Raw genomic sequence first — 14,142 nt, 5'->3', positions numbered from 1 at the left:
CCGGCAGACGGGCGTTCGCATCCGCCCCGGCCCGGTGACGGCAGGACGCGAGCGTCGGACCGCCCGGTGCCTACGTCGCGCGCCAGTAGCCCAGCGCGTGCACCCGCTGCTTGGGCAGGCCCAGTTCCTTGCGGACGTACGCCGCGAGCGTCCGGGTCGTCGCCGTGTCGCAGGCGATCCAGACGTACGGGTCGGAGGTGCCCTGGAGCAGGCCCGGCAGGTCCGACTTCACCCGGTCGACCAGGTGGGCGCCGGCATCCTGGCGGGGCACCTTGCGCAGCTCGTGCCGGGCCGGGTCGGTGCGGTACGGCAGGTCGTCGTCGCCGCCCTCGAACCAGACGGTGGCCGGGGCGGACCCCAGGGCGTCCAGGAGCGAGTTGATGGCCGGGAGCGAGGCCGGGTCGCCGACGGCGAAGACGTGCGAGGGCGCGGGGTCCGGGTGCTCGAAGCCGGTGCCCTGGACGGTCGCCTCGATGGTGTCGCCCGGCTTCGCCGCCCTGGCCCAGTCGCTGGCACACCCCTCGTGCAGGGCGAACTCCAGGCCGAAGGTGCCGGCCTCGGCGTCCGGGTCGACCAGGGTGTAGGCCCGCTGGTGCGGCTTGCCCGCGTTGTCGAACCACAGTCGTACCCACATGGTGGCGTGCACCCCGGTCGCGGCGAGCAGACCGCCGTCGGTGAAGCGCAGCCGCCGGTAGTCCGGGGTGACGTCCTCGACGTCCGTCACCGTGAACTCGAAGTCCTTGCCGCGCAGCAGTTTGAGGACCGCGCCCTCCCAACCCCGCCCCTGCCCCATCGCTTTCCGCCCCTTCGCGTACGATTCCGGCCACAGCCTTGACTTAGGCAAGGCTAACCTAAAGAAGAGAGGGGCGGCGCAGCGTGGCCACCGAGATCCACCGTGATGCCTGGGGCATCCCGCATCTGCGCGCGGGCAGCGCGGCCGAACTCGCCCATGCGCAGGGCCTCGTCACCGCCCGGGACCGGGCCTGGCAGCTGGAGGTCGAGCGCCACCGGGCGCAGGGCACCTCCGCGTCCTTCCTCGGCGAGAGCGCCCTGGCCTGGGACCGGCTCGCGAGACGGGCCCGCCTCGACGACACCGCGAGACGCTGCTTCGCGGACCTGGAGGGACAGGACCCCGAGACGGCGCGGTGGGTGCGCGCGTACGTCGACGGGGTCAACGAGGGGCTGGCCGGCAGTACCGCTCCCGAGTTCGCCCGCACGGGTCTCGCCCCGGGCCGCTGGGATCCCTGGACCCCCCTCGGTGTCTGGCTCGCCACCCACATCCTCTTCGCCGGGTTCCCGGCCAAGCTCTGGCGCGAGCAGGTCGCCGCCCACCTGGGCGCGGACGCCATCGGCCTCTTCGCCACCGACGGCCCCGGCACCTCCGGCAGCAACGGCTGGCTGGTCAGCGGCGAGCGGACGGTCACCGGGCAGGCGGTCATCGCCGGCGACCCCCACCGCTGGATCGAGGACCCGGGCGTCTACCAGCAGATCCACCTGGCCTGCCCGGAGTTCGACGTCGTGGGCCTGGCCGTCCCCGGTGTCCCCGGCATCGCCCACTTCGGGCACACCGGCACGGTCGCCTGGGCCATCACCAACGCCATGGCCGACTACCAGGACCTCTACCGCGAGCGGCTGCGGCGCACCGGGGCCGGGGTGGAGGCCCTCGGCCCGGACGGGGTCTGGCGGCGGGCGGCCCGGCACACGGAGAGCGTCGAGGTGGCGGGCGAGGAGCCGGTCGAGGTGGAGGTGATCGAGACCGACCGCGGGCCGGTGATCATCGGCGGCCCCGAAGGGCTCGACGGCGACCCGGCCGACCCGTCGGACCCCTCCGGCGTGCCCGTGGCGATCAGCCTGCGCTACCCGCCCCGCGTCACCGGCGACCTCGGTTTCGGCGCCCTGCTGCCGCTGCTGCGGGCCCGCCGGGTCGCCGACGTGGACCGGGCCTTCGACCGCTGGGCCGAACCGGTCAACGTCGTCCAGGCCGCCGACACCGAGGGCGGTGTCCTGCACCGCGTGGCCGGGCGGGTGCCGCGGCGCAGTGCGACCAACTCCCTGCGGATGGTGCCCGCCTGGGAGCCCGGCCACGAGTGGCACGGATGGCACGAGACACCCCACTGCGGTCTCACCGACGGCGTCGCCGTCATGGCCAACCAGCGCGGACCGTCCGGACCCCTCGGCGTCGAGTTCGCCCCGCCGCACCGCGCCGACCGCATCGCCGCGCTGCTCGCGGGCAAGGAGCGCTGGTCCGCCGCCGGCATGCCCGCGATCCACATGGACACCCACCTGGCCTCCGCGTCCCCCCTCCTCGAGCACCTCGACGCCCTCGACGACCTCACCCCCGAGGCCACCGCCCTCAGGGACCGGCTCCTCGGCTGGGACCGCCGTATGGACGCCGGCAGCGCCGACGCCGCCCTCTACGCGGCTGTGCGCGCAGCGGTCGTACGGCGGCTCGCGGCGCACCCGGTGTTCACCGCGCTCGCCACACCACCGGCGTACCCGGACGTCTTCCAGCCCTGGCTGGCCCTCGTCCCCCGGGTCGCCTTCGCCCTCGAACACCTGCTGCGGGCCGAGGAGCTGTACGGGATCGACCGCCCGGCGGCCGTCCGCGCCGCGCTCGAGGAAGTCGCCGTACGCCCGCCGGCCGGGGTCTGGGGCGACACCCACCGGCTCGCCCCCTGGCGGGCGCTGGAACCGGAGCAGCCCTACGACGAGCCGGGGCTGTCCGGCGACCACGACTGCGTGCTGTGCACGTCGGGGGTGCCGGGCCTCACCGACCGCGCCGCCAGGGGCCCGGCCGCCCGGTACGTCTGGGACCTGGCCCGGCGCGAGGACAGCCGTTGGGTGGTCCCGCTCGGCGCCTCGGGCGTCCCCGGCTCGCCCCACCACCGCGACCAGCTCCCCCTGTGGCTCGGGGGAGACCTCGTCCCGGTCGTCACCGACTGGACCCGGCTGAAGAAGGAAACCGATGCCTGACCCGTACGCCTCCCGCACGCCCGTCCACGACCAGCTGATCGACGGCTTCGGCGCCGTCCGCGTGCTGCCGCTGGACCCCGGGGCCGACGCGGCCGTGATCCACCGCTGGGTCAGCGAGGAACGGGCCGTCTTCTGGGGCATGACCGAGCTGACCGAACAACAGGTCGCCGGGATCTACGCCCACATGGCCACGCTCGACACCCACCACGCCTACCTCGTCGTCAAGGACGGCGAGCCGGTGGCACTCCTCCAGACCTATGAGCCGGAGGCCGACCGCGTCAGCGAGTGCTACGACGTCCGCCCCGGCGACATCGGCGTCCACCTGCTCCTCGCTCCCGCGGGCCCCGGCGGCGCACAGCCCGGCTGGACGGCCCGGCTGGTGACGGCCGTCGCCGCGTACGTCCTGCTCGGCCTGGACCGCCGACGGGTCGTGGTCGACCCGGACGTGCGCAACGAGAAGGCGGTCACCCGTTTCCTCACGATGGGCTTCACTCCCGGGCCGGTGGTCCTCCTGCCGGAGATCGACCTCCCGGACGTCCACCTGCCGGAGAAGAAGGCCCAGCTCGCCTTCCTCGACCGGGAGATACTGTTTCCCGGGTGACCCCCGAGGACCTCATCGCCCATTACGGCCTCGAGCCGATCCCACGCGAGGGCGGCCTGTTCCGCCAGACCTGGGCCGGACCCGAACGCCCCGACGGCAGGCCGGAGGGCACGGCGATCGTCGCGCTCCTGACGGCGGACGACTTCTCCGCCCTCCACCGCCTGCCGACGGACGAGATCTGGCACTTCTACCGGGGCGACCCCCTGGAGCTGCTCCTGCTCGACCCGGACGGCGGCACGAGGACGGTGGTGCTCGGACCGGACGTCCTGCGGGGCCAGCACGTCCAGTTCACGGTCCCGGCGGGCACGTGGATGGGCGGCAGGGTGGGAGAGGGCGGCTCATGGACCCTGTTCGGCTGCACGATGGCCCCGGGCTTCACCTTCGAGGGCTACGAACACGGCGACGCGGCAGAGCTGACGGCACGCTATCCGGCAGTGGCGGCCGCCGTCGCAGGTCTGTCCCGACCTGCTCCTTAGCCACGCCCCGCCCCGTTGAGCGCTCCCCCGATCCCGTCCGTACTTAACCCGGAGCCGTCCAGCCCGACCCCGGAGAACCACGTGGACCAACGGCGGAACGAGGATCGCAATGCCGGACATCCCCGGCGATTCCAAGCGCTGGTGCTGCTCGGCACCGTGCTGGTACTGCTCCTCGCCGGAGCAACCCCCGCCTCCGCCCACGCCGCCCTCCGCAGCACCGACCCCGACGACGGATCCGTCGTCCGACAGGCCCCCCGCCACGTCACCCTGACCTTCACCGAGTCCATCGGCCTGCTCGACGACTCCTTCCGCGTCTTCGGCCCCGACCAGCGCCGCGTCCACACCGGCGAGGCCACGCACGCGGACGGCCGCTCCGACACGGCCCGGGTCGGCCTGCCCGGCAAGCTCGCCCAGGGCACGTACACGGTGGCCTGGCGCGTCGTGTCCGCCGACAGCCACCCGGTGTCCGGCGCCTTCAGCTTCTCCGTGGGCAAACGCTCCGCGACCACGACCCAGATCGACACGGGCCCGGCCGAGGACCCGCTCACCCGCGGCCTCTACGACGGCGCCCGTTACCTCGCCTACCTCGCCGCCGCGCTGCTCGTCGGCACGGCGGCGTTCGCGCTGCTGTGCCGGCCCGCGCACACCTCCCCGCTGCGCCGACCGCTGCTGGGGGCCTGGTGGACGCTGCTGGGCTCGACGGCCGTCCTGCTCCTGCTGCGCGCCCCCTACGAGACGGGAACGGGCCCGGCCGCGGCCCTCGACGCCTCCGCCCTCGGCCGCACCCTCACCAGCCGCCCGGGCCTGGCGCTCCTCGCCCGGCTGGCCGTCCTCCTGCTCACCGCGGCCTTCCTGATACGGCTCGCCAAGCGCCGAGACCTCAAGGAGCAGCCCGCCGCCGCGGCGCTCGGCACGGCCCTGGCCGCCGCCCTCGCCCTGACCTGGGCGGCGGCCGAACACGCCTCCGCCGGGATCCAGGTGCCGCTGGCGATGACATCGTCCGTACTGCACCTGCTGGCGACCGGCGTCTGGCTCGGCGGCCTGGTGGCGCTGCTGCTGACCCTGCGCCGCTCCTTGGGCGACGACCTGGTGGAGGTCGTGCCCCGCTTCTCGCGGATCGCCTTCGCCTCGGTGACCGTCCTGGCCGTCACCGGCGTCTACCAGTCCTGGCGCGGCCTCGGCTCCCTCTCCGCGCTGACCGGCACGTCGTACGGCCGTCTGCTGCTCGCCAAACTGGCCGGGGTGGCCGTGCTGTTGCTGGTCGCCGGGTACTCGCGGCGCTGGACGGCGCGGCTCGCGGCGCCGGCGACGGCCCCCCGGGCAGCCGTTCCGGCCCGGGTCCCGCAGCCGGTCGGCGCGGCGGCGGAACACGAAGAACCGGAGAAGCCCGGGGAACCGACGGGGCCCGACGGGCCGGGGACGCCCGACGATCCGGCGGGGGCCGCGGCAGGACCCGGTGATCCCGATGTCCGGCGTCGCCTGCGCCGCTCCGTCCTCGTGGAAGTCGCCGTCGCCGCCGTGGTGTTGCTGATCACCACCGTGCTCACGGGAACCCTCCCGGGCCGCGCCCAGGCCGAGGCGGCCCAGCAGGCCCCGGTGGGCGCGCTGCCGCCCACGACCCAGGTCACGGTGCCCTTCGACACGGGCACGGGATCCGTGACCGGACGCGGCACGGTGCAGGTCACCCTGGACCCGGCCCGTGTCGGCGAGAACGGCGTCCAAGCCGTGGTCTACGGCTCCGACACGGGCCTGGTCGCCGTCCCCGAGGTCCGCATCACCTTCACCCTGCCCTCCAGGAAGGTCGGCCCGATCGACGCCGAACTCCACGACCGGGGCGGCTACTGGAGCACCAACTCCGTCAACCTGCCGCTCGCCGGGAACTGGACGATGAAGACGACCGTGCGGGTGTCGGACGTGGACCAGGTGTCGGTGGAGCGGCGGGTGCGGATCGAGCCCTAGGCAGCCGCGCCGCCGCCGGAGGGTCGTCGTCCAGGAGCCGTGCCATCGTCTCGGCGGCGCGGACGGCGGCGTCTCCGCAGCAGTTGTTGAACAGGACGTGGACCTGTTCGGTCCGCTCGGCCAGCCGGCGCACCCGGGGCAGCCATTCGGCGAGTTCGCCCTCGTCGTAGGCGTACCGGAAGCGGTCCTCCTTGCTGCCGGTCCCCCAGGCGGTGCTGCGCCCGTGGAAGCGGACGACGGACAGCCGGGGCGAGGTCACCGGAGTGACGGGCGGGACGGAGGAGGGGAGCGTCTGCGTCATGTCGACGGCGACCGCGGCCATGCCGTGCCGGGTGAGCAGTGCGCCGGTCGCCTCGTCCTGCCCCGGCTCCCACCACGAGGGGTGCCGGAACTCGACGGCGAGCGGCCAGCCCTCGGTCCGCTCCGCGCACTCCTGGAGGAACGCCTCCGCCCGCTGCCCGGGCCGGAACCAGGGCGGGAACTGGAACAGCACGCTCCCGAGCCGCCCGGCCTCCCGCAGCGGCTCGATCCCGGCCGCGAACCGGGCCCACACCTCGTCGAGCACCGCCGGGTCCCGGTGCTCGGCCGGCAGCCCGTCCGGCATCACCGCCTCCCGGGTGGGATGCCCGGTGAGCAGTGAGAACGCCTTCACGTCGAACACGAACCCGTCCGGTGTCCGCTCGGCCCACAGCCGGCTGTTCCGCTCGCTGGGCAGCGCGTAGTACGAGGCGTCGACCTCGACGACCGGGAACCGCTCGGCGTAGTGCCGTAACCGCCCCTCGGCGTCCCGCCGCCCCGCCGGATACCAGCCGCTGCCGACCAGGGCCCGGTCGGTCCAGGAACACGTGCCCACGCGGATCTCACCCATGGGGGAGCGGTTACCCGGGCCGGGCGGCGGCAGGCTCCGCTTCTCGGCCGGGCGTCACGGTGAAACCCTCCCTAATCGGGGTAAGCAGGTCATAGCTGTACATGTCCGGGGCTACGGCTGACACCCCCCGAGAGCGAGATGACCGATCATGGAGCAGCCCGTCACCGTCGGCAGGGCCACCCGGTCGTCCGGCGAAGACGCCGACGCCCTCGAAGCCCTCGTGGGCGCCTCTCTCACGGCCCGGGTCACCCTCGACGAACACGGCACCGTGACCGGCTGGAACACGGGCGCCGAGCGGCTCCTCGGGTACTCGGCCGGGCAGCTGACCGGCCGCCGTGCCGCGGATCTGCTGGCCGAGCCGATCCCCGTGCGGGGCGGTTTGCCCACCCTCGCCGGGCTGCCGCGCTGGAACGGCGACGTCGCGCTGAGACACCGTGACGGCCGGAAGCTGACGGTCAGGATCCTCGCCCACCACAGGCCGCCCGGCGCCGGCGCCCCGGGCTGGCTCATCGTCTCCGCCCTGACCGGCCGGCAGCCTCCGGCCGACTTCGACGAATCCCTCGTGAGCTGGAGTTTCGCCCAGTCCCCGTGCTGCGCCCAGGCGATCTACGACACCCGGCTCCGGTTGCGCCGGGCCAACGCCGACATGGAGCGCTCCACCGCGCTCACCGAGGAGGAGATGCGCGGCCTGCGGGTGTCCGAGATCGTCGACCACGACGCCGGCCTGCGGGCGGAGCGCAGCATGGCCCGGGTGCTGCGGACCGGCGAGCCGGAGTACGAGGAGAACTACCTGCGCGCCCCCGGCGAGAACCATGAGCACGCCTGGTCGGTCTTCATGTCCGCCCTGCGCGACCACGAGGGCACCATCCAGGGCGTCTGCCTGTCGGCGCACGACATGACGGAGCAGTTCTGGGCCCGCAAGCGGCTCCAGCTGATCGCCGAGGCCGGCCGGCGCATCGGCAGCACGCTCGATGTGACGCGCACGGCCCAGGAGCTGGCGGACGTGACCGTTCCGGCCCTGGCCGACTTCGTCAGTGTCGATCTGCTGGCCGCTCTGGACGACGTGCCCGAGCCGCCCGCGCGGGCGGTTCCGGCGGTCGGGCCGCTGCTGCTGCGCCGGGCCGCCCTGCGGTCCGTGACCCCGGGCGCCCCGGAGGCGGTCGTGGCGGCAGGCGCGGTGGACTCCTACCCGGCGGGCTCGTTGCCCTACGAGAGCCTGCGCACCGCACGGCCCACCCTGCACGAGGTGAGCGACACGGCGTTCAGCGCCTGGCTGGCACGCGACCCGGCCCGTGCCGCCCGGGTCCGGGCGTTCGGCATCCACTCCGTGATGACCGTGCCGCTGGCCGCCCGCGGCACCACGCTGGGCGTCGCCTTCTTCGTCCGGCACCGCAACCAGGAGCCCTTCCGGCACGACGACCTGGTCCTGGCCGGGGAACTGGCCGCCCGGGCCGCGGTCAGCATCGACAACGCCCGCCGCTTCACCCGCGAGCGCGCCACGGCGGTCACGCTCCAGCGCAGCCTGCTGCCGCAGCGGCTGCCCCGGCAGGCGGCGGTCGAGGTCGCCTCCCGCTACCTCCCGGCGGGCGGGCACGCCGGTGTCGGCGGGGACTGGTTCGACGTCATCCCCCTGTCCGGGGCGCGGGTCGCCCTGGTCGTCGGCGACGTGGTCGGCCACGGGCTGCACGCGTCGGCGACCATGGGGCGGCTGCGTACGGCGGTCCGCACGCTGGCCGACATCGACCTGCCGTGCGACGAGCTGCTGACCCACCTCGACGACCTGGTCGCCCGCCTCAACACGGAGGAGGACGACGCGGACCGGAGCGCGACGGGCCCCGCGGAGACCTCCGGCGAGGTCGGGGCCACCTGCCTGTACGCCGTCTACGACCCGGTGACGCGGCGCTGCTGCCTGGCCGGGGCCGGGCATCCCGTACCGGTCGTGGTGAGCCCTGAGGGCGCCGTTGATCTCATCGGGCTCCCGGCAGCGCCCCCGCTCGGCGTGGGCGGTCTGCCGTACGAGGCCACCGAGGTCGTCCTCCCCGAGGGCAGCCTGCTCGCGCTCTACACCAACGGTCTGATCGTGAACCGCGACCGGGACCTCGACAGCGGCGTCCACCGGCTGCGGCAGGCCCTGGCCCGCCCGGCGGGGTCATTGGACACGCTGTGCGACACGGTCCTCACCGACCTGCTGCCGCGGCGCCCGGCCGACGACGTGGCCCTGCTCATCGCCCGGACCCGCGCGCTCGACGCGAACCAGGTCGCCACCTGGGCGGTGCCGTCCGACCCGTCCGCGGTCGCGCGGACCCGCAAGGACGTGGTGGCGCAACTGGAGCGGTGGGGCCTTTCCGACGCCGTGTTCGTCACGGAACTGGTCGTCAGCGAGCTCGTCACCAACGCCATCCGGCACGCCGAGCCGCCGATCCAGCTGCGCCTGATCCACGACACGACCTTGATCTGCGAGGTCTCCGACGGCGGCAACACCGCTCCCCACCTGCGGCGTGCCCGCACCTATGACGAGGGCGGCCGCGGCCTGCTCCTCGTCGCCCAGCTGACCGAGCGCTGGGGCACCCGCCAGGGCGCCACGGGCAAGACCATCTGGGCGGAACAGACCCTGTCCCTCACGTGAGGAGCCACCGACCATGACCACACCTACGTCCCACCGGGCCGCCCGCACCCCCATCCAGCAGGCCGCCATGCTGTTCGGCCTCGTCTTCCTCGTGGTCGGCGTGCTGGGCTTCATCCCCGGTATCACCACCGACTACGGCTCGATGGAGTTCGCCTCCCACGAGTCGGGCGCCGAACTGTTCGGCCTGTTCCAGGTCTCGATCCTGCACAACCTGGTGCACCTGGCCTACGGCCTCGCCGGTCTGACGCTCGCCCGTACGGCCGCCGGGGCGTACTCGTACCTGCTGGTCGGCGGTGCCGTCTATCTGGTGCTGTGGGTGTACGGCCTGTTCGTCGGCCACGACAGTGACGCGAACTTCGTCCCGCTGAACTCCGCGGACGACTGGCTCCACTTCGTCCTGGGCATCGCCATGATCGGCCTGGCCCTCGCCCTCAGCCGGCGCGGCACGCGCGCCGACGCACGGTAAGGATCACCGACGACGGCATGCAGACCTTCCTGCCCTACCCCGACTTCCGCACCACGGCCTTGGCCCTCGATCGCCGCCGGCTGGGCAAACAACGGGTCGAGGCACTGCAGGTCCTGCGCGGGCTGGTGGTCCCCGGCTACGGGTGGCGCCGCCACCCGGCCGTGAAGATGTGGCTCGGTTACGAGGAGGCGCTGGTCCGCTACGGCCTGGAGATCTGCCGCGTCTGGCGCGAACAAGGGCACCAGGACACCTGTGCGGCCACCCTCGTGGCGGATCTCGCGGCGACCCGCCCGCACGCCCCGATCCGCGACCAGCACCGACTGGCCGCCGAGGGCGAACTCCCACCCTGGCTCGGCGACGACTCCTTCCATGAGAGCCACCGCTCGGCCCTGGTCCGCAAGGACCCCGTCACCTACGCGGACCTTTTCCCGGGCGTCCCCAACGACCTGCCGTACGTCTGGCCGGCCTCGGACCGCACGGGCCCGCAGCCGTCCCGGACCTGACAGGTTCCTGCGGGACTAGGCAGCCCTGCGGCGTGCCGGACGCCGGGTGGCGGTGGGCTGCTCCGTCACGTCCTCGTGCGGGAAGGCCTCGTCCTCCCCGAAGTCCGGGGGGGCCTGGAAGGGGTTGGTCACCGGAGGCGGCGACACCGCGCCGGCACGGCGGGGTTGCCCTTCCACGGCGGAGAACAGCGAAGTCGGTTCGATGAGAGGTCTCTTTTCCGTTACTGGCCCAGGGAAGGACCAGGTGTGCCCTGACCGGGCACGAGGTCCTACAGCTTGGTCATCTTGGCGTAGGGGCTCAGGATCCGCATCTGCGCCGAACCGAAGTCGACGAGTGCAGCGATTCCGTCCTCCATGCCGATGACCCGGCCGAGCCCGTACATGTCGTGCGTGACCTGGTCACCCACGGCGAAGTGCTTGGGAGCGGGTGCGACCGGAGCCTTGAAGGGGCTGGTAGGCAAATGACGCTTAGGAGCAGCAGGCTTTGTCATTGGCCTCAGTATGCGCCTACTCGCGCCCCTCGCGCTGCGGCTGTCCCCGTCCGGTGCCCGAACCGAGATGAAAGAGAGGCGTCGCGGTGGCCCAAAAAATCGAACACATGATTGAATTCGGCCATGCGAACGTTTCCCGACGATCTCGTCCGGGCGCAGCGTGAGTGGAGTGCCACCTACCGTCAGCTCGCCGACCGGCCCGGCCGCACCGAGCTGCGTCGGCGCCTGTACCGGCTGTCGGCCCAGACGTTCTTCCACCCCTGCCGGCACCGGCGACGGCCGAGTCCCGCGGCGTGGTGGGAGCTGCGCGAGCCGGGGCAGGCGGCCGGGGGCGCGAGTGAGCGGCTCCACAAATGACCCGCCGACCTGCGGGGCCGTACGTCCCGGATGATCCTGAAGGCATGTCCGGATCGATTCGCGTGATCGTGCATCCGCCGTCGCCCTCGGGCGGCCGACGCGTGCGCGTGGACGGCGAGATCCTCGGGCTCGCCCACAACGTGGCCGACGTCGCGGAGTTCCTCCGCCGCGCCGGTCTGGAGATCGACCCGGCGGACGTGGCACAGGCGCCGTGGATCGACTGGCACGGAGTGGGTCCTGAGCACTGGGGTCCGGAGACGGGTGACTGATCCGCGCGTCTGCGCATCACGCCAGAATGGGGTTATACACCCTTTTTGCCCCACATCGGAGGGCCCCATGAAGGACCTCAAGTTCGAGCAGAAGCGCTCGCTGTCCCGCCAGGAGGCCGCTGACCAGCTCACGGCACTCGCGGACGCGCTGAGGGAAGGCGGGGACGCCGAGCTGGAACTCGGCCCCGGAACGCTGGGCCTGCGGATCCCCGACGACCTGCACAGCGAGATGGAGGTCGAGATCGGTGACGGTGAGATCGAGCTGGAGATCGAGCTGAAGTGGCCGACCGCGGACAAGCCCGAGCGGAGGAACGCACCCACCGGTGCGGGCCGGAACAGGAGCGCCAAACGGTCCACCACGAAGACACCGTGAGACCGGCAGTGCCGCGCTCGGGTTGTCCGGCGGTGGCGACGAAAGGTCCGGCCCCGCACTTCCTCGTACCCTGTCCCGGTGCCGTCCTCCCGCCTGCGTCGCGTCGCCGTCCTGGTGCTCGCGGGTGCCAAACCGCTCGATGTCGGCATCCCCGCGCAGGTGTTCACGACCCGCGCGAGCATGCCGTACGAGGTGCGCGTGTGCGGGTCGGCACCTGGTCTCGTGACCGGCGGCGACGGCCTGTCGTACTACGTCGCCCACGGTCTTGACGCACTGGCGTGGGCCGACATCGTCTTCATCCCCGGCTACCGGTCCCCGGACCGCGACGACCCGCCGCAGGCCGTCGTCGACGCGCTGATCGCAGCCCACGCCCGGGGCACGCGGCTCGCCGCCATCTCGACGGGCGCCTTCGCGCTCGCCGCCACGGGCCTGCTCGACGGCAGACGCGCCACGACGCACTGGCATTACTCGCGGGCGCTTGCGGCGAAGCATCCGCTCGTCCAGGTCGACGAGAACGTCCTGTTCGTCGACGAGGGCAGCGTGCTGACCTCGGCGGGCGCCGCCTCGGGCATCGACCTGTGCCTGCACATCCTGCGCGGCGACCTCGGAGTGGCAGCGTCGAACCACGCGGCCCGGCGGCTGGTCGCTGCCCCCTATCGCAGTGGCGGTCAAGCGCAGTACGTGCCGCGCAGCGTGCCCGAGCCGCTCGGCGAGCGGTTCGCCGCCACCCGCGAGTGGGCGCTGCACCGGCTCGGCGAGCCCCTGGCCCTCGGGGTGCTCGCACGGCATGCGGGGGTCTCGCCGCGCACGTTGTCGCGGCGCTTCGTCGAGGACACGGGATACACGCCGATGCAGTGGGTCATGCGCGCCCGCATCGACATGGCCCGTGAGCTGCTCGAGCGTTCGGAACGGAGCGTGGAGCAGATCGCCGCCGACGTCGGTCTGGGCACCGGTGCGAATCTGCGGCTGCACTTCCAGCGCATCCTCGGCACCACGCCGAGCGAGTACCGGCGCACTTTCGCCCGGGGCGAGTAGTCCGCCGCCACGTGGCGCGATCCTTGTGAACCGTGGCGATCCCGCCGCTGTCACGGGCGGATGCCGGACGCGACGCTGGTGACGAACCTGTAGGGACCGAAGGGACACCACTCATGACGCGCATCGCGATCAACGGATTCGGCCGCATCGGACGCAATGTGCTGCGCGCACTGCTCGAACGCGACAGCGACCTCGACCTCGACATCGTCGCCGTCAACGACCTCACGGAGCCCGCCACCCTCGCCCGGCTGCTCGCCTACGACAGCACGGCCGGCCGCCTCGGGCGCCCGGTGACCGTCGAGGGGGACGCCCTCGTCGTCGACGGCCGCCGGATCACAGTGCTGGCCGAGCGCGAACCGGCGCAACTGCCCTGGGCCGAACTCGGCGTCGACATCGTTCTGGAGGCCACCGGCCGCTTCACCTCGGCCAAGGCCGCCCGCGCCCACCTCGACGCCGGCGCGAGGAAGGTGCTCGTCAGTGCGCCGTCGGACGGCGCCGACGTCACGCTCGCGTTCGGGGTCAACACCGGCGCGTACGACCCGGACGTGCACACGATCGTCTCGAACGCCTCGTGCACGACCAACGCGCTCGCGCCGCTGGCCGCGGTGCTCGACGAACTCGCGGGCATCGAGCACGGCTTCATGACGACGGTGCACGCCTACACGCAGGAGCAGAACCTGCAGGACGGCCCGCACCGCGACGCCCGCCGCGCCCGCGCCGCCGGCGTCAACATCGTGCCGACGACGACCGGCGCCGCCAAGGCGATCGGTCTCGTGCTGCCGAACCTCGACGGCAAGCTGTCGGGCGACTCGATCCGCGTGCCGGTTCCGGTGGGCTCGATCGTCGAACTCAACACGACCGTCGCCCGCGACGTGACGCGCGACGACGTGCTGGCGGCGTACCGCGCCGCGGCGCAGGGCCCGCTCGCCGGCATCCTCGAGTACGCGGACGACCCGCTCGTGTCGTCCGACATCGTGGGCAACCCGGCCTCCTCGATCTTCGACTCGGCCCTCACCCGCGTCGACGGCCGCCACGTCAAGGTGGTCGCCTGGTACGACAACGAGTGGGGCTTCTCGAACCGCGTGATCGACACGCTCCAGCTCCTCGCCGGCTGAGCCGATCGAGCCGGACAACGCCGAAGGGCC

At 73.1% G+C, this 14,142-nt stretch carries 15 protein-coding genes; 12 read left to right on the top strand and 3 right to left on the bottom strand.

The genetic code is table 11. The features are described 5' to 3' along the window. Positions 1-70: 70 nt before the first annotated feature. Positions 71-793, bottom strand: a complete 723-nt coding sequence (locus ACIRDU_RS12145; RefSeq protein ID WP_403577580.1) for a siderophore-interacting protein — start codon at positions 791-793, stop codon at positions 71-73. A gap of 83 nt (positions 794-876) precedes the next feature. On the opposite strand from ACIRDU_RS12145, the gene ACIRDU_RS12140 reads away from it, so the two are divergent. The 4 genes from ACIRDU_RS12140 to ACIRDU_RS12125 all read left to right on the top strand — a co-directional run bounded on the left by ACIRDU_RS12140 (position 877) and on the right by ACIRDU_RS12125 (position 6,009). Next, entirely contained in the window at positions 877-2,973 is a 2,097-nt protein-coding gene (locus ACIRDU_RS12140; RefSeq protein WP_403577578.1) for a penicillin acylase family protein, read from the top strand. Then, entirely contained in the window at positions 2,966-3,574 is a 609-nt protein-coding gene (locus ACIRDU_RS12135; protein ID WP_403577576.1) for a GNAT family N-acetyltransferase, read from the top strand. Before ACIRDU_RS12140 ends, ACIRDU_RS12135 begins: the two co-directional genes overlap by 8 nt. Then, complete coding sequence (locus ACIRDU_RS12130; RefSeq protein ID WP_403577574.1) at positions 3,571-4,050, top strand: cupin domain-containing protein; 480 nt, start codon at positions 3,571-3,573, stop codon at positions 4,048-4,050. The genes ACIRDU_RS12135 and ACIRDU_RS12130 overlap by 4 nt, the downstream gene beginning before the upstream one ends. 141 nt (positions 4,051-4,191) lie before the next feature. Continuing rightward, a complete protein-coding gene (locus ACIRDU_RS12125) occupies positions 4,192-6,009 on the top strand; it encodes a copper resistance protein CopC (protein ID WP_403577571.1) in 1,818 nt (605 codons plus the stop codon). Here ACIRDU_RS12125 and ACIRDU_RS12120 read toward each other — a convergent pair. Further along, complete coding sequence (locus tag ACIRDU_RS12120; protein ID WP_403577568.1) at positions 5,909-6,877, bottom strand: DUF72 domain-containing protein; 969 nt, start codon at positions 6,875-6,877, stop codon at positions 5,909-5,911. The two genes, ACIRDU_RS12125 and ACIRDU_RS12120, sit on opposite strands and share 101 nt — an antisense overlap. 148 nt (positions 6,878-7,025) lie before the next feature. On the opposite strand from ACIRDU_RS12120, the gene ACIRDU_RS12115 reads away from it, so the two are divergent. The 3 genes from ACIRDU_RS12115 to ACIRDU_RS12105 are packed head-to-tail and all read left to right on the top strand — an operon-like array spanning position 7,026 to position 10,472. Further along, the gene (locus tag ACIRDU_RS12115; protein ID WP_403577567.1) at positions 7,026-9,503 is read left to right on the top strand and encodes a SpoIIE family protein phosphatase; all 2,478 of its coding nucleotides are present in this window, start codon (positions 7,026-7,028) and stop codon (positions 9,501-9,503) included. A gap of 13 nt (positions 9,504-9,516) precedes the next feature. Further along, entirely contained in the window at positions 9,517-9,969 is a 453-nt protein-coding gene (locus tag ACIRDU_RS12110) for a DUF4383 domain-containing protein (protein WP_403577565.1), read from the top strand. Positions 9,970-9,986: 17 nt separating this feature from the next. After that, positions 9,987-10,472, top strand: a complete 486-nt coding sequence (locus ACIRDU_RS12105; RefSeq protein ID WP_403577563.1) for an MSMEG_6728 family protein — start codon at positions 9,987-9,989, stop codon at positions 10,470-10,472. A 269-nt stretch (positions 10,473-10,741) separates the two neighbouring features. Here ACIRDU_RS12105 and ACIRDU_RS12100 read toward each other — a convergent pair whose 3' ends face one another. Further along, on the bottom strand, positions 10,742-10,963 hold the full coding sequence (locus tag ACIRDU_RS12100) for a hypothetical protein (protein ID WP_399763268.1): 222 nt from the start codon (positions 10,961-10,963) through the stop codon (positions 10,742-10,744). A 123-nt stretch (positions 10,964-11,086) separates the two neighbouring features. Here ACIRDU_RS12100 and ACIRDU_RS12095 point away from each other — a divergent pair, with 123 nt between their 5' ends. The 5 genes from ACIRDU_RS12095 (at position 11,087) to gap (ending at position 14,112) form a co-directional block, all read left to right on the top strand. Beyond that, positions 11,087-11,320, top strand: a complete 234-nt coding sequence (locus tag ACIRDU_RS12095; protein ID WP_403577560.1) for a hypothetical protein — start codon at positions 11,087-11,089, stop codon at positions 11,318-11,320. Positions 11,321-11,364: 44 nt separating this feature from the next. After that, complete coding sequence (locus ACIRDU_RS12090) at positions 11,365-11,589, top strand: hypothetical protein (RefSeq protein WP_403577556.1); 225 nt, start codon at positions 11,365-11,367, stop codon at positions 11,587-11,589. Positions 11,590-11,656: 67 nt separating this feature from the next. After that, a complete protein-coding gene (locus tag ACIRDU_RS12085; protein ID WP_403577553.1) occupies positions 11,657-11,962 on the top strand; it encodes an amphi-Trp domain-containing protein in 306 nt (101 codons plus the stop codon). A 78-nt stretch (positions 11,963-12,040) separates the two neighbouring features. Next, on the top strand, positions 12,041-12,997 hold the full coding sequence (locus tag ACIRDU_RS12080) for a GlxA family transcriptional regulator (RefSeq protein WP_403577551.1): 957 nt from the start codon (positions 12,041-12,043) through the stop codon (positions 12,995-12,997). A 113-nt stretch (positions 12,998-13,110) separates the two neighbouring features. Continuing rightward, on the top strand, positions 13,111-14,112 hold the full coding sequence (gap, locus tag ACIRDU_RS12075; RefSeq protein WP_403577549.1) for a type I glyceraldehyde-3-phosphate dehydrogenase: 1,002 nt from the start codon (positions 13,111-13,113) through the stop codon (positions 14,110-14,112). Positions 14,113-14,142: the final 30 nt, after the last annotated feature.

Source organism: Streptomyces sp. NPDC093598 (genome assembly GCF_044764825.1).
Classification (GTDB): Bacteria; Actinomycetota; Actinomycetes; order Streptomycetales; family Streptomycetaceae; genus Streptomyces.
Note: the sequence above shows the minus strand (reverse complement) of the source record. Positions and strands in the feature narration are given on the sequence as shown.

Excerpts from the sequence above, each read along its gene's own strand:
- ACIRDU_RS12145 (WP_403577580.1), bottom strand. The coding sequence starts at position 793 with ATGGGGCAGGGGCGGGGTTGGGAGGGCGCGGTCCTCAAACTGCTGCGC.
- ACIRDU_RS12135 (WP_403577576.1), top strand. The coding sequence starts at position 2,966 with ATGCCTGACCCGTACGCCTCCCGCACGCCCGTCCACGACCAGCTGATC.
- ACIRDU_RS12120 (WP_403577568.1), bottom strand. The coding sequence starts at position 6,877 with ATGGGTGAGATCCGCGTGGGCACGTGTTCCTGGACCGACCGGGCCCTG.
- ACIRDU_RS12115 (WP_403577567.1), top strand. The coding sequence starts at position 7,026 with ATGGAGCAGCCCGTCACCGTCGGCAGGGCCACCCGGTCGTCCGGCGAA.
- ACIRDU_RS12110 (WP_403577565.1), top strand. The coding sequence starts at position 9,517 with ATGACCACACCTACGTCCCACCGGGCCGCCCGCACCCCCATCCAGCAG.
- ACIRDU_RS12105 (WP_403577563.1), top strand. The coding sequence starts at position 9,987 with ATGCAGACCTTCCTGCCCTACCCCGACTTCCGCACCACGGCCTTGGCC.
- ACIRDU_RS12100 (WP_399763268.1), bottom strand. The coding sequence starts at position 10,963 with ATGACAAAGCCTGCTGCTCCTAAGCGTCATTTGCCTACCAGCCCCTTC.
- ACIRDU_RS12095 (WP_403577560.1), top strand. The coding sequence starts at position 11,087 with ATGCGAACGTTTCCCGACGATCTCGTCCGGGCGCAGCGTGAGTGGAGT.
- ACIRDU_RS12090 (WP_403577556.1), top strand. The coding sequence starts at position 11,365 with ATGTCCGGATCGATTCGCGTGATCGTGCATCCGCCGTCGCCCTCGGGC.
- ACIRDU_RS12085 (WP_403577553.1), top strand. The coding sequence starts at position 11,657 with ATGAAGGACCTCAAGTTCGAGCAGAAGCGCTCGCTGTCCCGCCAGGAG.
- gap (WP_403577549.1), top strand. The coding sequence starts at position 13,111 with ATGACGCGCATCGCGATCAACGGATTCGGCCGCATCGGACGCAATGTG.